Below are 25062 nucleotides of genomic sequence, written 5' to 3'. Positions count from 1 at the left end.
ACAGCCCGAATGTACCAGCGGACGGAGCCTTCGCCGTCCGCCCGCTGATCGTATGACTCCGGCTCCTACCCGCGCTATTATTTGTTCTTGGTGTACTCGGCCGTGTAGGCGGCAATCCACTTATCCAGGCCCGCTTTGTTAAGCTCCTGCAGGAAGCTGTCGTATTCGGACAGCGGCCGGGCCCCCATCAGGAACTTGATCGTCTCTTGCTCAATCATCCGGTTGATGTCGTTTAGCGTCGGAATCGCATCGGAGATCGCCTTGGCATCAAACTTGTACTCTACGTCGAAGAGGGCGACTTTCCTCCCAAACTTGGGGTTGGTCAAATATTTCTGGTAGTATTCAAAGGCCGGGGCGGTCTGAGGGCTCGTGTCCCTGAACTGAATCGTGTAGGCAAATGATGTTGCGGCGATCAAGTCGCCCAGGTAGTCGCGGTTCAGCTTCTCGTACACAAGCTTGGATTTGTCAACCCACTTCCAGTTTTTTCCCTCGATTCCGAAATAGGCCAGCATGTAATTCTCGATGTCCGAGTGCAGCCAGTTCATATATTTCATAGCCGCTTCCGGATTTTTCGAATTTTTGCTGATCATCCAGCCGGTCGGGCTCGCTCCGCCCATCGTCGAGATCAGTCCTTTGGGCCCTCGCAGTTGATCCGCCACCTCATACTTGGCTTCCGGAGTAGTCGCTTGCAAGGCGAACTGATTCCCCAGCTCCCTGGAGTGCCAATGCGCGGCGCCCGCTACCCGGTTTTGCTTCACCAGCTCGATCTGGGCATTGATGTCGATGGAGAACGACTCCCTGTAGATGTAACCCTTCTTGTACCAGTCCGACATCTTCGCGATAAAGTCTTTGTAGCCTGGATTCAGCACGGGCGGTTTCACTTTGCCGTCCGTATCGACCCAGTTGCCATACCCGACGTCCATGAATCCTGCAGCCAGGGAGGTGTTCAGTTCGTTGAAATTCGTAAGCAGCGGAATCGTCTTGCCGTTGCCGGCCGGGTCCTTATCCTTGAATTCCTTGAGCACGGCCTCCAGCTCGTCGATCGTCGTCGGCATCTTGAGGTTCAGCTTTTTCATCCAGTCGTCGCGCAGCAGCACGGTGCTCCCTGTCGAAGGAGCGTTGATCGGCAGCCCCCAGATTTTGCCGTCCTTGGTCGTGAGCGCTTCCCAGCCGCCCTTCCAGTCGGCTGGCCAGAGCTTCTTGCTATTCGGACCGTGCTTATCCAACAGCTCGTTCAGCGGCATGACTGCCCCCTTGGCTTGGTGAAGCGACATGGACCCTAGGAATAGATCGAGCGGTTCGCTCGAGGCCAGCAGGATGTTCAGCTTATCGGCCTCCGAGCCTTTGGGCGGGATGATCGGGATTACTTCAATTCCGATTTTATCGATGATCGCTTTGCGCACCTCTTCGACTACTTCGGGCTTGCTGCTGTCCGTAACGGCTTGCATATTGCCTGCATTCGCATACACATACACCTTGTCGATCTTTTTGGGCACAGATGCGACGCTTCCGCTAGGAGCGGGGGAGCTGGAAGCCGGGGCTGGTGCAGGACTCGAAGACGAGCAGCCGATGGCTGCAATTGATGCCATGCTGAGAATGGTTGTAACCGACACCCATTTCTTCATTTGGATCGAACCCTCCTATTGAATTCGTTTGCACAAGTTAAGCGGTTTCATTTTCAGCGTCCGTAGTCGGCCGACCAGGGCACGTATGCTGACTTCCTTATCCTAGCGCCTTTACTGCCGGTTGGGATACGCCAAAGTTATGCAACTCATGCTGTTTTCTTATCCATCGCATAGAAGTAGCATCCTCATTCCAAAGCGGCATCCTCCGTACCGTGCATCTTGCGGTATTCTCCAGGCGTAAGGCCTGTGCACTCCTTGAACACCTTAATGAAATAGTTTGTTTTATGGTAACCCGTACGTTCGCCGATTTCTTTGACTAGCAGGTTGGATTCGAGGAGCAGCCTCTTGCTGTACTCGATTCGCGTCATCGTCACATATTCCGAGAACGATTGCCCGGTGTGCTCTTTGAAGATCCGGCTGAAGTAAGATGGACTCAGCTGCAGCCGATCGGCAATGGAGGTGAGCGAGATGTTGTCGCTGAACGTCTGTTCCATCAGCTGCAGTGCCTGCTTCACGTACTTGTTGTTCTTCTCCTCATAGGCGCTGCCGATGCAGCTTGTGAAATCCTCAATCATCTTGTGGAACCACAGGACAATGTCCTTCAGCTCTTTCATTTGCAGCAGCGTTTCGTACAGGTTCGTGTTCCGCTTGAGGATTTTCTCCATATCCAGCCTGAGACCGCTAGCCGTTTCCACCATACTGCCGAGCAACCGGATGAACGACTGCTGCATTTGGCGAAAATCCACTTTCCCTTGTTGAGCTTTCAGGTCCTTCACGAATTCGGCGAACATGTGCCGGGCCTGCTCCGTTTCTCCATTGATCATGTAGTTGTTTAATGCGATTTCCTTGTCCTTCGGGTAGCTCAGCAGGGGACTATTCTCCAGCCTGATGTCTTGAATGTAGATAATGTCGCTGTCACCTGTGACGATGCGATACCGCTGCGCTTCCTTCGCTTCCTCATAAGCCCTCGGCAAATCTTGTAGGCTGGGGCAAACATTCCCGATCCCGATCGTACACGGGATGCCGAGCTCATACTGGCTATCCCGCACGATACGTTCCGCGACTTCGAATACGTCCGCCATTTGACCTGGATGGACGTTCATGATGAGCACGAACTGATCTTCGACCACTTCCATCACGATCCGGTTCCAATCCCGGGGGATCAGATCCTGGATCAAATCCTCTACGTGCAGTTTGTTCATCTTCTCTTGCCCGACATCCAGACCCAAGATCTCCCCTTCCTTAACGGTAACGACCATCAAGGCCAAGTCCTCTTGCTCCAGTCGAATGCCCAGGAATTGCAGCCGTTCGGCCATTTCCTCCCGGGCAAACCGATTAGGGCGAAGCAACGATTGGATGTACATTTTTTTATACGCAGGCAAACTTTCCTTCAACCGGACTTGCAGCTTCGTTTGTTTGTCATAAGCATCCTCCAGACTGCTGCGGATCATCTTGAGCTCGCCCCACGGTTTGCTGCCCGGAGGTGGACCGTTTCCTTCGCTGTATTTATTCGTGATAAACGACAACAGATGCCGAATCGGGTTATAAATGTGGCGTGAGGTAATAAAGACAAGCACTCCGGTTGCCGATACGAGCAGCAGCAGGGTCAGCCAGATCAAGTTTTTAATGTTGGTTACGCTTTCATATATCTCATCCACAGAGGTGGCGCTTATAAATGTCCAACCGAGCAGCTCCGAAGTGATGTTCGTCACGAGCAACTGCTTGCCCAGCACCTCGGATTCGAATGATTTCTGCGGGTACTCCGCAATGTTTCGGAGCAGATCAGGATCTTTGCTCATCGTTTCGCTGATTGGGTATTGTCGGTCGTAGAACATGAGCCTCCCCACGCCGGATAAGACGAAGAAAGCATGCGCATCATCACGAATGAACTTTCTGAAAAGTTTACTATAGATCATTTCGGCGTCCAGATTGATGACGATGTAATTGTCCTGTGTCGAAGACATATAAATGACAGGCAGCACTTGCTTGTAGGAACCATCCGGCTGTCGGGCTGCTCGTACGTCGCTGATCATGGGGTAAGCGTGAATCCCTTCCGTGGATAGACTCCATGCCGTATCGTAGAATTCGTCGAATGCATATTGAGCGGTCCCAGTCAGGAAGATCTTCTTCGTGTTGTCGTAGAAATATACGGATTGAATGAACTCGTTCGACCGCTTCAAGTTGTCCAAGTACCAACGGACATTCGATTTGCTGCTCAAATACAAATAAAGGACGCGCAACTCATCGTCCTTATAATTCTCCTTCAGTTCTTCGTAGTACGTGCCGAGTGGAAACGTCTCGAATTCCTTGATCGCTCCGCTTAATACCGTCTGCTGGAAGCTGTTCCCGATTTGTTTCACGATCATTTCCATCGAATCCACCGTCTGCTTCAGGTAGATTTCATTAGCCGTACGTAATTCGTTCTGCATGACCGATGTCGTATTGCGGTATAGGACGAGACTAATGATCAGGAGAGGCAGAATGGCTACTAGCAGCGTATAGATAAACAGCTTGATGTAGAAATAACGTTTGCTTGCCGTAGCGAGCCATTTGCCTATCATGACCATCCACTCCTTTTATGAACAATAAGCCCTCTCTGTCCTGAAAGGGCGGCTTGTGTAGACGAGAGTCACACTCTGACACATTATGGTTGTAATTATACAGCTAGTCGGGTTGCGCAGAAATGACACAGTTATGTTCTGTATGCTATTTTCATATCATCCAGTCCGTATCTGAAGCTTTTAAGTGCAACTTATTACGCGCCACCCTCTACAGACTTATAACGACATCCGGTAAATAGCCATGACGTCTTCCTTCTGCAGCTTCTTGAAATTGCCGAATGCTCCGAACTTCATCGCCTTGTCGGCCATCTGCTCCAGTTGGCTGCTGTCAATGTCATAGTCCGCCAATCGCGCTGGGGCACCAATGGATGACCAGAACGAACGCAACGCAGCAATTCCCTCTACGGCCACATCACGATCGGACTTGCTTGCTGGATCGATGCCGAAGACGTTAACCGCCAACTGACGGAATCGTCCGACATTAGCATCCAGACAATAGGTCATCCAATTCGGGAATAGAATCGCCAGACCGCCTCCATGCGGAATATCATATACCGCGGATACAGCGTGTTCGATATTATGAGTCGCCCAATCGCCACGTACGCCCATGTTCAATAGGCCATTGAGGGCCAAAGTGCCGGACAGCAAGATCGTCTCCCTAGCGCTTATATCGTCCAATTGTTCGAGCAACCGAGGTGCAGTCTCGATAACCGTACGTAGCAGCGTCTCGGCCCATCCATCCTGGATCGGCGTAGGTGAGGTGTGGTGGAAATAATTTTCAAATACATGCGACATAATATCGACCAGACCATACACGGTCTGATCTCGTGGTACGCTAACCGTATAAGCCGGGTCCAGAATCGAGAATTGCGGCGCTACTAGCGGTGAACCCCAGCCGAGCTTCTCTAATGTAACTTCATTCGTGATCACCGAGGCGGTATTCATCTCCGAACCAGTCGCTGCAATCGTAAGTACAGTGCCTAGGGGAAGAGCTTCCTTGGCCGCCGCCTTGTGGCTGATAATGTCCCATACATCACCGTCGAACTTGGCTCCGACAGAAATCGCCTTGGCACAATCGATCACACTGCCTCCGCCGACCGCTAGGATGAAACCGATGTTCTCCTCTCGGCATATGGCGATGCCTTGGTTCACGGTGGAGAGACGAGGGTTCGGTTCAACCCCGGACAGTTCGGACCATGCGATACCGCCCGCTTGCAGCTTGGCGACCACCTGATCGTACAAGCCGTTCCGCTTGATGCTGCCCCCGCCATACACAAGCAGCACGCGGGAGGGGTATGCTGCCAGTTCTGCTGGAAGCTTGGTCAACTGCCCTTCTCCGAAAATCAATCTAGTGGGATTATGGAAAACAAATGGAAGCATAATCATTCCTCCTTGTCTTGGAACAGATGATGTAACTAGCGAACGTCATTCGTCTTTATTTTAAGGCACAATCCGCAGAACATGCAAAAAGGCTGGAAATAATAATAAAAGGAAACGTGCCTGGGTAAAGCGAATAACCATTTTATACAAACCCAGGGTACAAACAGAGAGGGGCGGGCTTCCCGTATGAATTTAAAACTAAAGTTAACGAGTGCATTCTTCATCAGCCTATTATCGGCTATTGGATTCGGTATGATCGCCATTCTGATCGGTAACCAAAGGATCGCCCGATTCGACGAATGGAACATTGCCAAGGTGCAAGGATTGGAATCGCCGGGCTGGACGAGCCTGATGAAGGGGCTGTCGTTTATTGGCTCGGGCGAGGTAGTTGCGGTTCTGGCCTTATTGCTGATGGCCTTTCTATACTTCGTATTGGGGCATCGCCGGGAGCTGATCCTCTTTGTGTGGGTGGTCGGGGGCTCCGCCATACTCAATTCCTTGTTGAAATCGTGGTTTCACAGAGAACGGCCTACGATTCACCGGTTAATTGAACAAGCGGGCTATAGCTTCCCGAGTGGGCATTCGATGGCAGCGTTCGCGTTCTATGGGATCAGCACCTACTTGTTGTGGCGCCATATCTCCAGTAATTGGGGGCGTTCGGTTCTCGTCCTGGTCAGCGTGTTATTCATCCTGGGAATCGGGTTAAGCCGAATATATCTAGGTGTTCATTACCCCAGCGACGTGCTTGGAGGGTATTTGGCCAGCGGCACTTGGCTCTTGCTGTCAATCTGGGTGTTCGAATACAGGTGTGACCGGAAGGCGAGGGTTGGCGCTTGATTACAATTGGGTTGGCTGGTTGGGGTGATCATCATGACTTGTATCCGGAGGGGGCGAGTTCGCAAGATCGGCTGAGGCTCTACAGCCGTTATTTCCGTACCGTGGAGGTGGACAGTTCGTTCTACGCCGTGCAGCCGGAGCGGAATTTCGCCAAGTGGGTTGACGATACGCCGAATGAGTTCGCCTTCGTGATCAAAGCATTCCAAGGGATGACGGGTCATCTGCGTGGCAAAAATCCGTTCGAGAACACATCCGTCATGTACAACGCTTTTATCGAATCGATTCGTCCTGTGCGGGAGGCAAGTAAACTGAAGACTGTGCTGTTCCAATATCCGCCGTGGTTCGATTGTACACGTGAGAATGTTGCGGTCTTGCGGGAGGCGAAGGAGAGAATGGGGGACATACCAGTGGCGCTGGAATTTAGGCATCAGTCTTGGTTCACGCCTGAGTTTCGGGACAAGACGCTGACGTTCATGGCGAGCGAGGGCTGGATGCACAGCGTGTGCGATGAGCCGCAAGTGCCTCCGGGCTCCGTACCGACCGTACTGCATCCGACGCATCCCGGCGTGACGGTTGTGCGGTTCCACGGCCGCAATGCAGGAGGTTGGACGAAGCAGCCCGACCGCGATTGGCGGGAGGTGCGGTACTTGTACCGCTATAGCGAGGCCGAGTTCGCCGAGTGGGTGGCGCATCTGAAGCTGTTAGAGCAAGGCTCGGCCGAAGTGTGCGTCATCTTCAACAACAACTCCGGCGGTGACGCGGCCACCAATGCGCTGGAGTTCATGGATATGCTGGGGCTGGCGCATCCGGACTTGCCGGACCCGCCGCCGGAGCAGTTGGGGTTGTTCTGATAGTGACAAAACTGTCACATGGATATACGTTAGTTCGATGGTTGCAAATCCAATTCTTGTCTATAGTAAGAAGCAGGAAAGGGAGGGAGAAGAAGATGCAACCGGTTATTCAAACTAAAAATTTATCCAAACAATATGGGACAACGGCTGTACTGAAAAATATCGATCTTACGATTCAACCAGGGGAATTCACGGCGATTATGGGACCTTCCGGTTCGGGAAAATCCACGCTGATGAATGTGTTGTCTACGATCGACAAGCTCTCAGGAGGCGAAGTATGGCTGGAGGGGAAGTCGCTCCTCGATCTGAAGAAGAGCTCGTTGAGACAATTTCGCCAGGAGCGGGTGGGCTTCATCGAGGATCTGCATCAGTTCGTCCCTGGTGACGATCTTCCCGATGTTCCGCATCAGGGTCTGTAAGACGATGAATTCGTTCCGAGACAGCTCTGTCGATTGCTCTCCATACTGGACGGAGGAGTTGGACAAGTGAAAGACGAGCTGACGGTGGGTCAATTGGAGGCTCTCATCCTGGTACGTGTAATTGCGCCGTAAGAGCGCGCTTACCTTGGCGACGAGAACACCCAGGTCGAACGGCTTCTGCACGAAATCATCGGCCCCCATATTGATAGCCATGATGACGTCCATATTCTGATTCCGGGAGGATAGGAAAATAATAGGCACCTTGGAGACGGAGCGAATCTGATTGCACCAGTAATAGCCGTCGAACAGAGGCAAGTTAACGTCCAACAGCACCAGATGCGGTTGACCCTTTACGAAATCGTCCAAGACTTGCTCGAACGCAGATACCTCGATGACCTCATATTGCCATTTACGCAGCGTGTCGGCTACGATTTGTCTAATTTTCTTATCGTCTTCCACGATCATAATTCGAAACAAAGGGGTTCCTCCAACTCCATGATGGACAGCGTATGGTGTCATTATAGCATTTTACCCGTAGTATCTTTTTCAAAAAATTCATAATATGAACATTTGTTCGGCAAATTCAGGAATGGTAAAATGGAAGAATATGAGGGGAGAATGTATCTTTCATATACTCAAAGGAGGATTGAAATTGAACGTTTCATCGGATGCAAGTGCATCAACAGATTTAAGTGGAATCAAAAGGGGGCCAATCGTGGCTGCGCTGGTGATCGGCGCATTTGTGGCGATCTTGAACGAAACGCTGCTGAACATCGCCTTTCCGGATTTGATGAAGGAGTTCGCTGTTACACCGGCTACGATTCAATGGTTGTCCACGGCCTATATGCTCGTCATCGGCGTCCTCGTACCGGTAACCGCGCTGCTTCAACAGTGGTTCACCACGAGGCAGATGTTCCTGACCGCTATGATTCTGTTCCTGGTCGGAACGATCATCTGCGGTACCGCACCTGCGTTCAGCATGCTGCTCGTGGGACGGGTAGTCCAGGCACTCGGGACGGGGCTCATGCTGCCCGTCATGATGAATACGATACTCTTGATCTACCCTCCTGAGAAACGAGGGGGCGCTATGGGGATGATCGGGCTAGTTATCATGTTCGGACCGGCCATCGGGCCGACATTGGCCGGCCTCATTATCGACCAGTTGGATTGGCGCTGGCTGTTCTACTCCGTCATTCCGCTTGCGATCTTCTCCGTCGTCTTCGCAGCCGCGTATCTGCGGAACGTATCTGACCTGACCAAGCCGAAGGTGGATGTGGTATCGATTCTTCTGTCCAGCATTGGCTTCGGGGGTGTTGTATATGGATTCAGCAAAGCAGGAGAAGGCTCATGGTCCGCTCCCATAGTAGTCTGGACGATAGTTGTTGGTGGGATCGCGCTTCTCTTATTCATCGTGCGGCAGCTCGTTGTGAAGGAGCCGATCCTCAACCTCCGGGCGTTCAAATACCCCATGTTCTCGCTAGTGACGGTTATGATGCTAGTGCTCATGATGACGTTATTCTCCACGATGATCTTACTGCCACTGTTCCTGCAGACCGCGCTGATGATGACCGCATTCAAAGCGGGCTTGACCTTAATGCCGGGCGGCATCATCAACGGAATCATGGCGCCGATCTCCGGGAAGCTGTTCGACAAGTTCGGCCCCCGGGTGCTGGTCATACCGGGACTCATTCTGGTGCTGCTAGCCGTCTGGCTATTCACGGGCATTACCGTTGAGACAACGGCCGGACATGTTGTGACACTCCATATCATCTTGCTCGTCGGGATTTCCCTCGTGATGATGCCTGCGCAGACAACGGGTCTCAACCAGTTGCCTCGTCATTTGTACTCGCATGGAACGGCGATTCTGAACACGCTGCAGCAAGTGGCTGGTGCCATCGGCACCGCCCTATTCATCAGCATCATGTCAGCCGGCACGAAGAATTATATGGAATCTACACCGAATCCGAATCCGGCGGAAGGGTTGGTTGCCGGGCTGCAAGATGCCTTTCTAATTGGATTCTTGATCGGTATCATCGCGCTCGTCCTAGGCTTCTTCATCAAGCGCGTTCATGCGCCTCAAGAAGAGAAGAAGCAGGCGGCATAGGAGTCTCATGCATTAACGAATACGATCCATCTGGCGAAAGCTCGGTGGATCGTCTTTTTGTGTTTCCTACTAATGTTTGGCAGTCGTAGCCACTAGATACTCAAAACTTGACGAATGATAAAAACTATACTATATTACAAACATACTAATACGGGTAGGGGTATATGTTTTTAACGAGGAGGAATCCAAATGACAGACGAAGAGAACTGGAAGCAACTACTGCCGCATGAAGCCAAACTTCTGTTGACTAATAAGGAAGTTCAGTTCGTGGATGTCCGTGAACAGGATGAGTACGACGCCGGACATATCCCTAATATAATTCACATCCCACTGAGCCGTTTCGTTGAACGAATAGGGGAATTGGATAGGAATAAGGAGCTCATCTTGGTTTGTAGAAGCGGGAATCGAAGTGCCCAGGCTTGTAACTACCTGCATTCTGTTGGATACAGCAAGGTGAACAATTTATTTGGTGGCATGAACAACTGGGTTGGAGAAATCGAATAAGGAGGCGCAATACGATGGCTAGGGCTGGAGTAAAAGGGATGACGGCAGGCGAATTGACAAGAAAAATTCTCCAGCATGAGTCCGTATTTATATTGGATGTTCGTAATGATAGTGATTATTCGGAGTGGAAGATAGAAGGGAAGAACGTTGAGGGTATTAATATTCCGTACTTTGAGCTCCTTGATGGCGTGGATGCGGTTATGGATCAACTACCGCCCGATCAGGAAGTGCTGGTTGTGTGTGCGAAAGAAGGTTCATCCCTATTTGTCGCGGAGCAACTGATAGAGCAGGGCATACAGCATGTCTCCTACCTTGTGGGCGGCATGAAATCATGGAGCGAACATCTGGAACCAATCCATATTGAGGATTTGAAGGATGGAGGCGCCATCTATCAATTCGTGCGTGTAGGTAAAGGCTGTCTGTCCTATATGGTGATCTCGAATGGGGAAGCGGCTGTAATCGATACAGTGCGGATGACGGACGTATATGCGGATTTTGCCAAAGATCACAACGCCGTGGTCAAGCATACGCTGGATACCCATCTGCATGCTGACCATATTTCTGGCGGACTACTATTAGCTGAGCGAACGGGAGCAAGCTACTGGCTGCCTCCGAAGGACGCGGATGAAGTGGTCTTCGCCTATCACAAGCTGGAAGAGAATGCGGATATTACGGTCGGTCAAACGAAGATTCATATTCAGCCCGTGTATTCACCCGGTCATACAATTGGAAGCACATCACTAATCGTGGATCATCAGTACTTGCTATCGGGAGATAGTTTGTTTGTTCAATCGATCGGACGACCTGATTTGGCCGGAAAAGCAGAGGATTGGGTCAGCGACCTTCGCCACACACTGTACAATCGCTACAAGGAACTGTCTGAGGATCTACTTGTCCTTCCTGCTCATTTTGGCAAAGTATCCGAATTGGGTGAAGGGGGTAAAGTAAGTGCGCGTTTGGGCGATTTGTATAGAGATAATCCAGGCTTGAACATCCAGGACGAGGCTGCGTTCCGAAGAGCAGTTACGGAGAATTTACCTCCTCAACCGAATGCGTATCAGGAAATTAGACAAATCAATATGGGGAAGCTTACCCCCACGGAAGAGGAGCAACGCGATATGGAGATAGGTCCGAACCGTTGCGCCATTCACGAACATTAAGAGCGCTAATCATAAAGGAGCATGTATCGGATGGATAACTCAATTTGGGGATTGATCGTGATCTTGGTTTTAATAGGTCTGTTTCTGTTCGTGCGGTTAGCTCCAATGAAAGGATTGAGGAATTTGAATGCCCATGACTTTCAGAAGGAGATCGAGGGGCGTTCGAATAAGATCCTGATTGATGTTAGAGAGAAGAACGAATTCAAGGGCGGGTATATTCCCGGCGCTATCAATATCCCTTTGTCTGAATTAAGAGGACGTGTGGGCGAAGTGCCTAAGAATCACCATGTATTCTTGTATTGCCAAAGCGGAATGAGGAGCAAGCAGGCAGCCGCTCTATTGAAGAAGAATGGTGTATTGGAACTCACGCAATTGCAGGGTGGCATTCTAGCCTGGAAAGGGAACATGGAGAAATCGAAGTAAATGGAAAGAGCCTCAGAGTATCCGCTTCCTAGCGGACCTGAGGCTCTTTTTACCAAGCGTCACGCCGGATCGTTCCACGTTTTCCCGCCGTCTTTCGTCACCTTGATGAAGCCGTTCAGAAGCACCCACCCGAAGCCGTCCGTGCGCAGGACAAATTGCGAAGCATCGTTCAAGGGAAGGCCCGATTGGATCGGCTGCCAATCTTCATGATTGTACGTATCCATCGTATAGATGGTGTTGCCGTCATTGGAGATCGCCCTGCCCATAATAAGGCCGTCAAAATGCAACACCGGAACCCCCTGAATATCCTTCAGCCGATAGGGGAGCGGGTTCCACGTTTCGCCAGAGTCTTTGGTCTCATAGGGGACGTACGTCTTCTCCCCGTCCTGCACGAATTCGGCGATGAAGAGGCCGTGATTATCGCTTTCCTGATCGAAGACGGCCGGGTATACATTGGCGTAAGCTCGTTGCAATTCGACGGGTACGTCGACGTGCTGGATCGCCCATGTTCGTCCGCCGTCCTTCGTCCGGTAGAACGGGATGTTGTCCTGTCCGTGATAGGCCGCAGCAATCCAACCCTCCTTCTCCTTGCGGAAGCTGATGCCGGTCGGGTAGCCGCTTATGTCGGACGTCAAATCGCCGACGCGTGTCCACGATTTGCCTCGATCGTCCGATCTGTAGAGCGATTTGTTCATTTGGCCCGCTGCTGGCGAAGAGGTGAGTAGCACATAATTCGGAAGATATTCATAATACGCTAGATATGGCGTTACGTCAGGCGATGTCTCCCATGTCTCAGTCGTCGGTAGGGCCGACGTTTCCCAGTTGGACTGCTGGTCTCCTCCATCATATAGTCGGTGCGCCGCAATAAGCTTCTTGTCTTCCGTGAGATAGAAGGCAAACCCTGAATAAGGATCGTGGAAATCGGCGTTGATCAGGCGATCCTTGCCGCCGATGCCGGCAGGAGTGACGACATCCCACGTCTTTCCTGTATTCATCGTATGGAGCAGCTTTCCGTCGCGCCAGGTGAAGCCTTCATTCCCGTCCATGCCAACGATGCGGGACACCCCGTCCTGATAGTTGACGTAAAATCGGGCGACATCGATGTAGGGGTCGAATTTCCGAATCCGACTAGGAGGCGTCCTCAGATCGGAACGCAACGTAACCCGGTAGCGCCCAGTCCCATGGTTGAGCGGAAGCATCGTTGCAAATCGGGCTTGATCGAACGGAATCTCCGCAGTCTCGCGATCGGTCCAATTGACGCCGTCCTCTTTCTCGATCACCGCGTGCAATCCAGATCCATGCGCTGCGATCACCTTCCCGATTACCTCGACCTTCCCGTCCTTCGTCTGGACTTGGCCGGAAGCCGGTCCTTCTAGGGTGATCGAACTGAAATCGCCGAACCTTTGCGGAAGATCGCCGTAATTGATGACCGGCTTAAGCAGCTCAGGGGTGAGCACAATGTCGAACGTTTTGCTGAACAAAATGCGGTCGCCTATGCGATAGTCGACCTTGACCGCATTGTCTCCAAGATCCATAGGAGCTGCGGACGAGAACATATAGATAGGGGCACCGCTCGGCGTCTGCTGCTCCGTGATCGACGTAGAAGAATTTCCTCCGAACGTTGTCCCGCCTCTTCTAGTGGTCACCGTCAGCCTCGGTAAATCTCCCGGAAGCGGTGCGAACATCAATCCCTTTACCGCGTACCAGTAGCTGTCCACGTGTTCCGGAATCCCGAAATCCTTCACATCGTATCTGGCATAATCGATATCCAGCAGCCTTTTATCCTGATCCCAATTGCTGGTGTAGCCGAATAGCGCCTTCATATCGAACTCGTACATATAGAGCTCTCCGTCCCGTTCCACGGCAGGATACGTCAGCTTCTTCTCGTCGTACTTGCCGTCGAACCAATACAACCCCACCGTTTCGAAATCGGTTCCGATTTGAAAGCCGCTGGAGTCGTTATGAACGTAGCGCCCGCCTCGCTGTTTTTCCGTTTGATAGCCGAGCAGGTCTGCGATCTGTTCAACCGAGAACATCGACCGTCCGTCCTGCCCGAAGCCGATCTGCTTCCCGAAGTACATGCCGTCATCCGTGAACTGAATGGTGAATCGATTGCTCGATACATGCTCTACCTGAAGCGGATATACGGAGCTTTGCGCTGCCCGCGGATCGGGGGCCAACGTTTTACTTTCCGTGAACGAGGCAGTACGCGTCTTCTCGTTCCATTCCAGGCTGCCAAGCAGCGGGGCGAGATCCTGGAGGAGCACAGCTGTTGTCCCGTTTATGTTGAACGAGGGAATTTCTTTTCCGAGTGAGACAGTGTGAATATTCGTTGCCAGAACATCGGCGATTTTGTTTCCTACCGCTTGGTTTCCCCCGCTATCCGGGGTGTACGTTGATCGAACGGTTTTCGCCGGGTTGGGGTGGATCTCGACTTGACGTTCAAGTGGATCCCACGACACGTCAAAGCCGTAGCTGCGCAAATCTTCCACGGCAATGGCCGTACTGCCACCGATGTTCATCGAGTGGATCGCCTCTCCATTGACGAATGCGCGAATATCCGTTGAGAGCACGCTGCCGATCACCGTCCCAATGGCCAGCACCTTCGATTGCGCCTGAGATGGAACGGGAACGACGGCCATAGCCATCCATACGATCGCAGCCAGCGCTGCAATGGATTTACATTTCATAGGGAATGTGCTCCTTTTAAGGAAAATGCGAACATCCCTTTTAACGCTGGAAAATGGGAAAAGTTGCATTATGCCAATCCGTCCTAATCCACCCTCCGAATAAAAAGGACCCTTACTTGCCATATTAAGGACGTTGTTATCCCATTCGGAAAGAAGGAACGTCCATGAGCAAGCACGATTCCAGCCTACAATCCCAGAACCCGATCTCCCAAGCGCAGAATTCGGTGGTCACCGCCCATAATGCGGTTTCCCAAGCGCAATCGCACCCGACGGACATTACCATTCAGCAGGCCGAGAACGCGGTGGAGAAAGCAGAGCATGCCTTGGAGCAAGCGACCATCAGTATGAATCAAGCACCGGTAGAGCAAGCGAGAGCGGACTTGGAAGAAGACAAGCAGGATTTGCAGCAGTTATAGGTATCGCAAACAGGCTTCCCCAGAGTTATAGGGGAGAGCCTGTTTGTTTCTCATTCAATTGTGCGAGCGCATCCTTGACTTCCTCAAGCGATAACCCGCCTGCTTCAAGCTCGGCTTCGTCGATGTCGAGCAGCCCGGTATACCGTGTGATCGCCTCGGCCAGAAGCGACTCATCACCGTGGCCTTCCTCTAAGAGCTGGAACAGCTCATTCTCCGCTTCGGCATACAATCCCTGGGTCATGTGGTAAGGCCATAGGGCGAGCCGGGTTGCGACTGGCAGTTCATAAGGGCGAAGAGCTTCAAGTAAATATTTGATATCCGCTTTATAGTCGATATACGTCCGATCTGCATCTTCTGCAGCCGCCGTTAAGTAAAGATTCAGCGCTCGGCAGTGGCGATTATACGCCGTTGTGAAGTCCCCGAGCATGAGCTGGAAGTCACCTTGCTCCTTGATCAGCATGGCGACGATCAGGATCTTGTCGGTCCCCCCGTCGGGGCCTTGTCGCAACAAATCCAACAGAGCACTGTCGGACAAGCTTTGCAGCAGCTTCGGATTCAGCCCTAACAGGCGCCGTAACTGCTCGTCGATATGAAGGAGCGCTAGTTGCGGCTCCCGATTCTGCTTGAACCCGACCAGTACCCCCGCCATCTGCGTAAGTTGTTCGACCATTCGCATTATATAGTCTCGTTGGAACATGTCTGGCCCCACTTTCCTAATGTTCAATCCCATTAATGTAACCCTATCATATGAACCATACGAAAGCACGCTTCGCCGGTTTCGCGAGCTTGGACTCAAGCGTGTTTTGAGGTATGCTTAGGTCTAGATCATTCACTTCAAGGAGGGACCCTCTTATGCAAATTCAAATTTTTCACGATACCGTCTGCCCTTGGTGCAGAATTGGCAAAGAAAACTTGTTTCAAGCGTTGCAGCAATGGGGGCAGCCAGTCGAGCTGCAGTGGAGAGCGTACCAACTGGACCCAAGCACGCCGAAGGAAGGCTTACCATTCCGCGAGTCGATGGAGAAGAAGTTCGCAGGCCGGGTTGACCTGCCGCAATTGTTCGGGCAAGTCGTGCAGGCAGGGAAGGCGGCGGGCGTCCACTTCGATTTCGACAAAGTCGAGCGTTCGCCGAATACGCTGCTCTCGCATCAAGTCATTGCTCTGATGCCGGCTGACCAGACGACCGCGTACGTCGAAGCGGTGAACCGCGCATACTTCGAGGAAGGCAAGTACATCGGACAATTGGATGTGTTGCTGGAGCTAGCCGCTGAATGTGGCGCGGACCCGGATTCGCTTCGAGCTCGTGTAGAGCAGGGAGAAGGCGTGGAGCAGGTAGAGGACGACCTGGCGTTCGGACGTCAAGTCGGCATTACCGGCGTGCCGTTCTTTGTGCTCGCCGGCAAGTATGCACTGACAGGCGCGCAGCCGGTTAGCGCCTTTCTGCAAGCTTTTGATCAAGCTTCGAAAGAATAACCGACCGACACGTCAGCTTGGCTGACTGAACAATTTTCACAAAAAAAAGACCGACTACCTTCTCGCTGAAAACAGGAGATAGTCGGCTTTTTCCATTCCGTTACTTAGCAGTATGATCAAATTATAAAGAAAATTCAGCTTCCTTATCGAAGGTCTCCAATAGTTGGGAAGCACGCTCAACGTCCTTCTTGTGCACGGTCAGCCTCACTTGGGCGGGGGCATCGACTGCGTAAGCAGCGTTGCCTTGAACAGCACCCATCGAGGGATTCTCTTCGGTCTTGAGCTTGCACTTGACTTGTTTGGCTTTGAGATACGCATACTTCGCTTGTACCTCATCCGCCGAACGGCCTGTTCCGGCCATGACCGTCTGCCAACTTCGACTTCGCATCACGATTGCCGTAATCAGAACGGCAGCTGCCACCAATACAATCGCCAATTCCATAACGAACACCACCTTAATCAGATTGTGGGATCCCCCGCCAACTTAGGACGTATGTGGGGTCAACTTTGGGCTGAGTAACGGATGTCTTTCTGTATATAGAACGTTGCATAACAGTATACGAAGCTGGAGAGACGTTTATGGGGGTCGAGTGTGAATTTTTTTTTGAAAAATAGTAGTATGAAAATGAGGTTCGGACCGACACTGACAAGAAGGAGGTGTTCCGCTCATGGATGTTCTGTCCCAAATGATCGAGAATTACGGTTATGGGATTCTTTTTCTCGCCCTATTCCTGGAGATGCTAGCCTTGCCCCTGCCTGGTGAAGCGATCATGAGTTATGCGGGTTTGCTCGTGTATGAACACAAGCTGAACTTCTTCGCGGTTGTCCTGATTGCATGGGTGGGAGTCTCGCTCGGCATGACGGTCTCATACTGGATCGGATATCGGTTAGGTTTGCCATTCTTCGAGAAGCACGGCTCGCGGTTTCATCTGGGGCCGACACAGCTGAATAAAATATCAATCTGGTTTCAAAAAATCGGGAACAAGTTGCTTCTCCTGACGTATTATATCCCTGGTGTGCGCCATGTGACGGGGTATTTCTCGGGAGTTACACGCCTTTCGTTTCGCCGCTATGCCATCTTCGCTTACTCGGGCGCTTTGATCTGGGTGTGTGTCTTCGTTTCCCTGGGCTACGTGCTGGGGCCGAAGTGGGAGCAATTTCATGGACAAGTCAACCGCTATCTGCTTCTGGCGGGTCTTGCGGGTTGCGCAATCATGTTGCTAGTGTATTTGTATCGCAATCATAAGCAGGCTATCGTGGGGCGCTTCATGATGACATTGGAGCTGGCGCTGCGAACGTTTCATTCCATGGGCAAGGTGAAGTTTGTTGTGCTTGCCGCTTCCGGGTTGTTCTTCCTGCTGGTCGCTCTCATGATCGGGTTGATTCAAACGGTACTGGAGCAGGAGTTCGCGCAGTTCGACGAGGTGACGGCTTATATTGTAGATTCGATGTTCGGTGTGGACTGGACCCTATCGATGAATCGGCTGGCGATACTGGGGTCTTATTATGTGTTTGCACCTCTAATTGCGATCACCGTCGGATGGATCTGGCTGCTAGGCAAAAACCGTCTACTGGAGATTAGCTTCCTTGCGGTCGTCGTGGTTGGGGGCGAGGTGTGGGATGAGGCGCTGCGCGTGCTGTTCCATCGAGTCGGTCCCGAGCCGTCTGCCGAGCCGTTTCCTTATACATTTCCGAGCGAGCAGACGTTAATCACGTTGACGGTTATCGGGTTCGCAGCGTTCCTGATCTTCCGCCATTACGGAGACTACAAGCTTCGCTTGGCTGCCGTCCTCCTGGTTCTGCTGGTGAGTACGCTGGTAGGGATCAGCCGGATTTACTTCGATGTGCAGTACCCTAGCGATGTTGTGGCAGGCTATGTGTTCGGGGGCGTCTGGCTGACGTTGAACATTGTGCTTCTGGAGGTGTTCCGTGCTTTGCAAAATTCGGCAAGCTCCTAATACTGAGGCTGTCGATTCATTGCCGATGGAAGCCAAGCGGCCGTTCCAAGTGAAAAAGGACCCCTTTAGCTCAAACATCTTGTTTGAACCTCCTATGATTGTATAAGGGATTTCGCGGTATGGAGGTTCAAGCCAAAACTCGCTGGGGTCCTCTTTTTCACTTTCCACTTCTGTACTCACAATGAATCGACAACCTCTAATACTCCGTCTTGCCGTCCAGCCGGCTCCACAAACCAAACGGGTCCGCGAACTCGCCGCGGCCATCTTGCTCCACACGCCGCATCGGAATGCGGCGAACATCAAGCGGCGCGGCGATCTCCTCGTAGATGAACGCGTCGTCGAACCCGATCGCCGCCGCCTCGTCACGCGAGTAGCCGTAATACACAGCGCGTGGCCGCGCCCAATAGATGGCGCCGAGGCACATCGGGCAAGGCTCGCAGCTCGTATACACGTCGCAGCCGTCCAACTGGAAGCTGCCGAGTGCTCGGCATGCATCGCGAATCGCCTGCACCTCGGCGTGTGCTGTCGGATCACCCAGCGTCGTCACTTGGTTCATCCCCCGGCCCACGATTACGCCGTCTTTCACGATCACACATCCGAATGGACCGCCCGTCCCCTCCGCCGCATTACGGTACGCCAGCTCCATCGCTTGCTTCATCCACTCTCTATCACTCGCACTCATTCTGATTCCTCCTGACTATGTGCCACTCTGCACCACTCACTCTGATCCACCCTGTACTCCGTACGAAATCATAACTTAGCACTGTAAAACCAAACATAGTCTTATTCTGTGCATAAGGTATCGGTTCTATAGTGAGAAAGTAAGCAGGAAAGGCTCCGCCAACCTCTATAACTATGTTGATCTTACTGTGACAGGAGCGCCGATATGCCGTCTATCCAAGCCGCAGAGCAACAACGCGCACCTGCATCCCGTCCGAAGAGAAACGATTCTCTATGGCGCTATGTTCGCAAGCATAAAGCATTTTACTTCATGTTAGTTCCCGGCATGCTGTACTTCCTCATATTTAAGTTGCACCTATGCTCGGAAGTGTAATCGCTTTCCAGGAGTATAGCATTTTCAAGGGGTTCGCCGCGAGTCCATGGGTCGGATTGAAATCGAGCAGTTTTCACCTTCGTCCAGTTCCGCAGGCTGTTCACCAACACGCTTTTCATTCGCTTCTATCAGCTCCTCTTCGCATTCCCGATGCCGATTATACTGGTACTTCTGCTGAACGAGTTGCGTCATATGGCGTATAAGCGCACCGTACAGACGGTCTTGTACTTGCCGCATTTTCTTGCATGGATACGAATACCGGATAGAAGATGTACGATCTGCAAAACCGGATTCGGAGCGTGCGGAGAACGTAACGTCTTGATCGAAAGTAGCTCAAAAGAGGGTAGGTAGAGGTCCAATCCAAAGCACAAGATTTCAACAGCGGTCGTAACCCCTCTGCCTGCCCTCTCCACGTGCTAACTGAACGCAATGACCAAGGACCGTCCGGTGTGCTCGCTAATCGGTCTTACTGTCCGCGAAACAAAATGTATCAATGTGTCAAAATTCACATTGTACCAACATCTTCCTTATGATAGATTCGTATAGAGAATACGTGTTATTTTTCTACATATGAGAGGAAGTTAACTTCATGAAGCGGACAAGCAGAAGATGGAAATTAAGCTGGATGTTAGTCGTCTGCCTGGTGGCAGGGCTGTATTCAAGTGGGTTGTCAGCCTACGCTGCAGCAGGTGCAGATTCCGAAATTCCCAAGATTATCGAGAAAGTGTCGCCGAGCGTCGTTGCTATTATCGGCAAACCTACGGATGGGAAGCAATCTGACAACGACCGGTTTAATCTCGCTCACGGTACCGGTGTGATAGTGAAGTCGAACGGCGTCATTCTTACGAACGCGCATGTTGTGAAGCAGATGAAAAATATTGTAGTCGTTACGTCCGATGGCAAAACGTATCCGGGCAAAACGACGCATTACGATGAAGAGAGCGATCTTGCGCTAATCCATATCGATGCATACTCACTACCAGCGGCGACATTCGCCGCTCCTAACGATATCAAGGTTGGGGAGACGGTCATGGCTATAGGTACGCCGATCTCCTTCGCTCTGCGCAATTCGGTCACGGTAGGTATCATCAGCGGCTTGGATCGATCGTTAGAATCCCCCTACCAGCTGCTGCAGACCGATGCGGCCATTAACCCCGGGAATAGCGGCGGAGCACTCGTCAATATGCAGGGGAAAGTGGTAGGTATCAACTCGCAGAAATACATCGACTACATGGTAGAAAGCTTAGGTTTTGCTATTCCGGTCAACACCGTACAGTATGTACTGGAGCATTTCGAGAAGTACGGCAAGGTCATGCGCCCTTACATGGGCCTGGAGCTGGAAGAAAGCTGGGAAGCCGTGGTCGGGTTACCTGCCAAGGAATCGTTGAAAGTCGCCTATGTCGATCCAGATTCTCCAGCCGCTAAGTCCGGGATCAAGCAGGGGGACACGATTGTGTCGTTCGATCAGACGAGTGTAGAGACGATCGTGGAATACAATGAGATCATGAAGAAGTATTTGCCTAAGGATACGTTGAAAATCACCTTGAAATCCGATGGGAAGACCGTTACCCGCAGTGTCGTGCTTGAGGAAGATCCTTCCTCTAGTAAGCAATGGCAACAAGATTCCGAGGGAGCTTACATCGATGATGATCAAGGCAAAACCCGAATCGGGGACAGCCACCTTGGCTGGTCCATGAAATATCCGGGTGGCTTGATCAAGGCTAATCAGAGCGATGACGGCAATCGGGTGACCTTCGCCGATTCCAAGGGTGAGTTCGCCATCACCATCTCCGTGGAAGAAAAGCAGAATGAGGAGTTGTCCGTGATGGGCTTGCTGCGCAAGCTGACCCGCAACTCCGACGATATGCTTCTTGAGAAGCGTTACGTGGATACGGAGCCCGTGCCTTATGCGAAAGTAGTAGGGAAATCGTCCGAGGATACTTACTATCAGGCTCGAGCCTACTTGAAGGGTGATAAAATCTATTACATCGGCTTGATCGTGGAATCCGCCGAGAATTACAAAAACAAAGTCAAGCATAATGCATATATGGACTTGCTGGAGAGCTTTTCCTTGAGCTTCGATGCCAAGGACGATGCGCTTAAGGACATTTCCGTGTTCAAGGAAGGCGATACCACATTCACGAACGAATACGGCTTATCTTTCGACTTGCCTTCCGGTTGGGAGTCCGATGAGTATAGCGGAGAACTGTACTATAGCAACCCGGATGCCGCTCAGGATGTCAGCGTGCAGGTCACATCCGCTTCATCCGGCGAGACGTTGGCTGACTGGACAGCGCGTGAGGAACGGCAGTTCACGAACAAATACGCAGCAGACTACATGGAGATCAGCGATCGGAAAGAATTGAGTGCGGACGGAGTGCCGGTGAAGGAGATTCGTTATTCATGGCGGATGGGCGGCGACTCTTGGAATTCAAGCGTCATGCTCTACTTCATCAAGGACAAATATAAGTACGCGGTCAGCATCCAGTTCGATAAGGGTGATAAAGAGGAAGAAGCGGCTAAGCTGATCGACGGGATCGTCAAGTCCATGAAGGTCAGCAAAGATAAGATGAATACAAGCCTGGGCTTTATTCAGGACGAGGATGATTTGATCGATCCGAATAAAACGCTGGCGTACACGAACGAGAAATTCAAATATTCGATCCGGATACCGGAAGGTTGGTCGAATCTTAGCTCCTTCATGAAGGAGAGCCCTAGGATGAACTTCAATTTCACTGGGGGAAGCCTTTCGGTAGAAGCAGATGATAAATCCAACCTGGAAGATGTTATGAAGAAGCTGGAGCAGGGCCATAAGAAAAGCAACGACAACGACAATGAGTACAAATATGAGATTTCTGACGACTCTACGTTCGCCGAAGGCGGCAAGAAGATTGCGATCCGCTACAATTTGAAGAAAGCGCCTTATGAGCAGACCGAGTATGTGTTCCGCAGCAATAATGTGACTTATACGATTACATTGAAGATGAATGATGCAGTGCGGACGCAGGAGAATGTCTCCCGGGCGGATGCGGCGGTTAAGTCTTTTCAAATCAAACAGTAGTCCATTAGAACTAGTGTTTATGAAAAATTATTATTTGTTTGGGTCTTACTAACCAAAAAATGGCTGGAAGATCTTGCGGCAGCATGGTAAGATGTAGATAATAAAATATTCGGAGGTAATGATTCGTGTCTTTCATTTGGGCATCTGGGATACGAGGAGTCAGTGATGCAACCGGCCGTGCTTTTTTTCTAGATGAAAAAGGCGGTCTTTTTTGTTCACTAATTGCCTTATAGGCCGAAATTGTTAAGGAGGAAACCCCATGATTTCTTCTAATAAGTCATCAACTTCGACGTGGTCCACACATAACCAGCATGCTATATCCCAGGAGTCCCACAAGGTGAGAGCGGCGAAGAAGCTTAACGAGGATCATACGCCTGCTGTAACGAATCATAACAGTGTCAGTCGAGACCCTAACTTGGTCGCTATATATGAGAAGGGCAAGCAACAACCTGCAGGGACAGATAATTCGTCAGCTGCTGCAACCAATAAGCACAAGGCGAATAAGCCGGATCACACGGATCGCCCGGATAAGCCCGGCAAGCCAGACAAACCCGACAAACCCGACAAACCAGATAAACCGGATTCGTCGGGGAACTCCCAAGCGAAGTCGATTTTCAAAGATTGGAAGGCCTCTTTATCCGCGTTGGAGAGCCAGTATGTGAAGCAAATTAAGCAAACTTTGGATGCTTCGCCTACGGAGATCAGTGAAGCGGGGCTGGCCGCGCTGAGGGACAATATGAACAGCTGGACGGAGTCGCTCTATGACGGGCTGTCCGACAAGCTTCGCAGCTCCGATCGGGACATCTCTCTGAAGTTGCTTGGCAAGGCAGATAAGCTGTTGGATAAATTGTCCGACAATATGTGGGTGAATATTCGTGCAGAGGTAGCGGCGCATACTGCTGCTTCAGGCGTAGGACGCGCGGTGTACAAGGAATGGAACGACAACTTGGGCAATGCGGATGACCTGGTGAAACGCGTCACGGACCAATTGACTGCGGATGCAGACGGAGTTATTACCCAGGAAGATCTCGACAATTTCGATAAATGGATCACGGATTGGGCCTCAGGCAAGCAGAATGGATTAACAACCCGCTTGCAGAGCGTACCCACCGGAATTCGTAATACTTTACTGGAATCGTCAAGCGACAAGTTGAACACGATCCAGGAAACTTACCGAACTGCGGTAGCGTCAGCCGTCCAAACTTACAAAGGACTAGTAGATCAAACTCGTCAAGCCTATGGTAAGTGGGATAGCGCATTGAGTGCGTCTTCATCGAATTTGCTGGACAGCATCACGGCATCCGTATTCAACGACTCCGATACGATCTCGGATCAAGAGAAGCAATCATTCGCCCAACAGATCAGCGGGTGGATCGATGTGAAGAAGCTGAATGCAGGAGATGCGTTAGCAGGCGCGCCTGCGGGGTTGCGTCAGACGCTCCAACAGCAAGCGGGCAATACACTCAGTACTGTTCAAGCTACGTTAACGCAGTTTGTAGCAGAGTCGATTAATTTCCGCAACGCCGGGGATCAGACCGCAGCAGGGTTCTTGAATGAATGGAACACGGGCCTGCAATTGGATGCGAATGACTACTTGAATGAAGTGAAGGCAGCCATTCAGAAAGACCCCGACCGGATCTCTGCGGAGGAAAAGCAGCTGTATTTGGACCATTTGACGTCATGGGTGAACGGTGTGCGCGGGGAATTCGGCACCGGGTTGAGTGATCGACTGAGCGACACGCTGACGGGTGTTCAGAGAAAATACAATGCAGTGGCCAATGATACGTTATCGTCGAAGACGGATCAGCTCTGGAACTCCATTCAAGAGCAGATTACGGCTTGGAACAATCGGGTTATCCCGGGGAACGGTAATGGAAATGGAAACGGCAATGGGAATGGCAACGGAAATGGTAACGGAAACGGAAACGGCAACGGCAACGGAAATGGCAATAACGGTAATGGCAATAATGGTAACGGGAACAACGGTAACGGCAATCACGGCAATGGCAATTCGTTTGCGCTGGGCTGGAGCAAGAAACTGATTAATCTCTTCAGACCGAGCTATGATTTCGAGATCGGGTCGGGGGACAGCAAGTTCAAATTCAGTCTCCGGGCGCTCTCCGGCAATAGTCGTTCCGGGCTGTTCTACGTGAGCGACGGGAATGGCAACAAGCGCGAAGTAAACGTGAAATTCGGCAGCTCGGAATTGGAACAAAAGTTCATGGACTATGCCAAGAAGAACAACGTATACGGGTCCACCATATCCGTAGAGAAATTCAATTCGCTCGTGGATAAAATGAAGGATGAATTCAAGGTGCTGTCCGACATTAATCCGGAACGGTTGAAAGCGATTCTCGCCGATAAGGATGAAACGAAGAAGCTGTACGAAACGTTTGACAACTTGCTAGGCTTAATGAAATCCATGCTGTAAGGCAAATCGAATAAAAGGTGCAGAATGAGGGGAACCGTCGGTTGATGGGACCCCTCTTTTTCTATCGCTCCTACCAAATTTACAATATCTCAACCTGCTTCTAACACTCCCTTAA

Annotated in this window: 20 protein-coding genes, 1 pseudogene and 1 riboswitch; of the genes and pseudogenes, 13 read left to right on the top strand and 8 right to left on the bottom strand. The window is 51.3% G+C overall.

Features of this window, described 5'->3' with window-relative positions; translation table 11 throughout:
• Positions 1 to 77: 77 nt before the first annotated feature.
• From AC1DWB_RS00240 to AC1DWB_RS00230, 3 genes are all read right to left on the bottom strand, one after another.
• Positions 78 to 1625 (bottom strand): extracellular solute-binding protein, encoded by a 1548-nt coding sequence (locus tag AC1DWB_RS00240; RefSeq protein WP_477539004.1) that lies wholly within the window; start codon positions 1623 to 1625, stop codon positions 78 to 80.
• Positions 1626 to 1810: 185 nt separating this feature from the next.
• On the bottom strand, positions 1811 to 4186 hold the full coding sequence (locus AC1DWB_RS00235; RefSeq protein ID WP_477539003.1) for a helix-turn-helix domain-containing protein: 2376 nt from the start codon (positions 4184 to 4186) through the stop codon (positions 1811 to 1813).
• Between the two features lie 216 nt (positions 4187 to 4402).
• On the bottom strand, positions 4403 to 5566 hold the full coding sequence (locus AC1DWB_RS00230) for an iron-containing alcohol dehydrogenase (RefSeq protein WP_477539002.1): 1164 nt from the start codon (positions 5564 to 5566) through the stop codon (positions 4403 to 4405).
• A gap of 186 nt (positions 5567 to 5752) precedes the next feature.
• On the opposite strand from AC1DWB_RS00230, the gene AC1DWB_RS00225 reads away from it, so the two are divergent.
• The 3 genes and pseudogenes from AC1DWB_RS00225 to AC1DWB_RS00215 all read left to right on the top strand — a co-directional run.
• Positions 5753 to 6403 carry a phosphatase PAP2 family protein gene (locus AC1DWB_RS00225; protein ID WP_477539001.1) on the top strand — a complete coding sequence of 217 codons (651 nt, stop codon included), beginning with the start codon at positions 5753 to 5755 and terminating at the stop codon, positions 6401 to 6403.
• Entirely contained in the window at positions 6400 to 7254 is an 855-nt protein-coding gene (locus AC1DWB_RS00220; protein WP_477539000.1) for a DUF72 domain-containing protein, read from the top strand. The genes AC1DWB_RS00225 and AC1DWB_RS00220 overlap by 4 nt, the downstream gene beginning before the upstream one ends.
• 95 nt (positions 7255 to 7349) lie before the next feature.
• Positions 7350 to 7568 (top strand): annotated as a pseudogene (locus AC1DWB_RS00215) (ATP-binding cassette domain-containing protein); the annotation flags it as partial.
• On the opposite strand, the gene AC1DWB_RS00210 reads toward AC1DWB_RS00215, so the two are convergent.
• Positions 7518 to 8150 carry a response regulator gene (locus AC1DWB_RS00210; RefSeq protein ID WP_477538999.1) on the bottom strand — a complete coding sequence of 211 codons (633 nt, stop codon included), beginning with the start codon at positions 8148 to 8150 and terminating at the stop codon, positions 7518 to 7520. The pseudogene AC1DWB_RS00215 and the gene AC1DWB_RS00210 sit on opposite strands and share 51 nt — an antisense overlap.
• A 175-nt stretch (positions 8151 to 8325) precedes the next feature.
• Here AC1DWB_RS00210 and AC1DWB_RS00205 point away from each other — a divergent pair, with 175 nt between their 5' ends.
• The 4 genes from AC1DWB_RS00205 to AC1DWB_RS00190 all read left to right on the top strand — a co-directional run bounded on the left by AC1DWB_RS00205 (position 8326) and on the right by AC1DWB_RS00190 (position 11864).
• Positions 8326 to 9777 (top strand): MDR family MFS transporter, encoded by a 1452-nt coding sequence (locus tag AC1DWB_RS00205; protein WP_477538998.1) that lies wholly within the window; start codon positions 8326 to 8328, stop codon positions 9775 to 9777.
• A gap of 189 nt (positions 9778 to 9966) precedes the next feature.
• On the top strand, positions 9967 to 10281 hold the full coding sequence (locus AC1DWB_RS00200; RefSeq protein WP_477538997.1) for a rhodanese-like domain-containing protein: 315 nt from the start codon (positions 9967 to 9969) through the stop codon (positions 10279 to 10281).
• 14 nt (positions 10282 to 10295) lie between these two features.
• Complete coding sequence (locus AC1DWB_RS00195) at positions 10296 to 11441, top strand: MBL fold metallo-hydrolase (protein WP_477538996.1); 1146 nt, start codon at positions 10296 to 10298, stop codon at positions 11439 to 11441.
• Positions 11442 to 11471: 30 nt separating this feature from the next.
• Complete coding sequence (locus tag AC1DWB_RS00190; RefSeq protein ID WP_477538995.1) at positions 11472 to 11864, top strand: rhodanese-like domain-containing protein; 393 nt, start codon at positions 11472 to 11474, stop codon at positions 11862 to 11864.
• 59 nt (positions 11865 to 11923) lie between these two features.
• Here AC1DWB_RS00190 and AC1DWB_RS00185 read toward each other — a convergent pair whose 3' ends face one another.
• Positions 11924 to 14554, bottom strand: coding sequence for a hypothetical protein (locus AC1DWB_RS00185; protein ID WP_477538994.1), 2631 nt, complete (start codon positions 14552 to 14554; stop codon positions 11924 to 11926).
• A gap of 164 nt (positions 14555 to 14718) precedes the next feature.
• Here AC1DWB_RS00185 and AC1DWB_RS00180 point away from each other — a divergent pair, with 164 nt between their 5' ends.
• Positions 14719 to 14970, top strand: coding sequence for a hypothetical protein (locus tag AC1DWB_RS00180; RefSeq protein ID WP_477538993.1), 252 nt, complete (start codon positions 14719 to 14721; stop codon positions 14968 to 14970).
• A 25-nt stretch (positions 14971 to 14995) separates the two neighbouring features.
• Here the strand turns inward: AC1DWB_RS00180 and AC1DWB_RS00175 are convergent, their stop codons facing one another.
• Positions 14996 to 15667, bottom strand: coding sequence for a DUF6483 family protein (locus AC1DWB_RS00175; RefSeq protein ID WP_477538992.1), 672 nt, complete (start codon positions 15665 to 15667; stop codon positions 14996 to 14998).
• Between the two features lie 155 nt (positions 15668 to 15822).
• On the opposite strand from AC1DWB_RS00175, the gene AC1DWB_RS00170 reads away from it, so the two are divergent.
• Entirely contained in the window at positions 15823 to 16443 is a 621-nt protein-coding gene (locus tag AC1DWB_RS00170) for a DsbA family oxidoreductase (protein WP_477538991.1), read from the top strand.
• Between the two features lie 121 nt (positions 16444 to 16564).
• Here AC1DWB_RS00170 and AC1DWB_RS00165 read toward each other — a convergent pair whose 3' ends face one another.
• Positions 16565 to 16885 (bottom strand): hypothetical protein, encoded by a 321-nt coding sequence (locus AC1DWB_RS00165; RefSeq protein WP_477538990.1) that lies wholly within the window; start codon positions 16883 to 16885, stop codon positions 16565 to 16567.
• A 226-nt stretch (positions 16886 to 17111) separates the two neighbouring features.
• Here AC1DWB_RS00165 and AC1DWB_RS00160 point away from each other — a divergent pair, with 226 nt between their 5' ends.
• Positions 17112 to 18401 (top strand): VTT domain-containing protein, encoded by a 1290-nt coding sequence (locus tag AC1DWB_RS00160; protein WP_477538989.1) that lies wholly within the window; start codon positions 17112 to 17114, stop codon positions 18399 to 18401.
• Positions 18402 to 18597: 196 nt separating this feature from the next.
• Here AC1DWB_RS00160 and AC1DWB_RS00155 read toward each other — a convergent pair whose 3' ends face one another.
• Positions 18598 to 19083 carry a nucleoside deaminase gene (locus AC1DWB_RS00155; protein WP_477538988.1) on the bottom strand — a complete coding sequence of 162 codons (486 nt, stop codon included), beginning with the start codon at positions 19081 to 19083 and terminating at the stop codon, positions 18598 to 18600.
• A gap of 204 nt (positions 19084 to 19287) precedes the next feature.
• Here AC1DWB_RS00155 and AC1DWB_RS00150 point away from each other — a divergent pair, with 204 nt between their 5' ends.
• The 3 genes from AC1DWB_RS00150 (at position 19288) to AC1DWB_RS00140 (ending at position 24947) form a co-directional block, all read left to right on the top strand.
• Complete coding sequence (locus AC1DWB_RS00150; RefSeq protein WP_477538987.1) at positions 19288 to 19455, top strand: hypothetical protein; 168 nt, start codon at positions 19288 to 19290, stop codon at positions 19453 to 19455.
• Positions 19456 to 20044: 589 nt separating this feature from the next.
• Positions 20045 to 22516: a trypsin-like peptidase domain-containing protein gene (locus AC1DWB_RS00145; RefSeq protein WP_477538986.1), complete on the top strand. Its 2472-nt coding sequence runs from the start codon at positions 20045 to 20047 to the stop codon at positions 22514 to 22516.
• 102 nt (positions 22517 to 22618) lie between these two features.
• Positions 22619 to 22702: riboswitch (cyclic di-GMP riboswitch) on the top strand.
• Positions 22703 to 22775: 73 nt separating this feature from the next.
• On the top strand, positions 22776 to 24947 hold the full coding sequence (locus tag AC1DWB_RS00140; RefSeq protein ID WP_477538985.1) for a hypothetical protein: 2172 nt from the start codon (positions 22776 to 22778) through the stop codon (positions 24945 to 24947).
• Positions 24948 to 25062: the final 115 nt, after the last annotated feature.

The organism is Paenibacillus sp. P4_E11 (assembly GCF_056401635.1).
The sequence above is the reverse complement of the archived record's forward strand: the minus strand, read 5'-3'. Positions and strand labels throughout refer to the sequence as shown.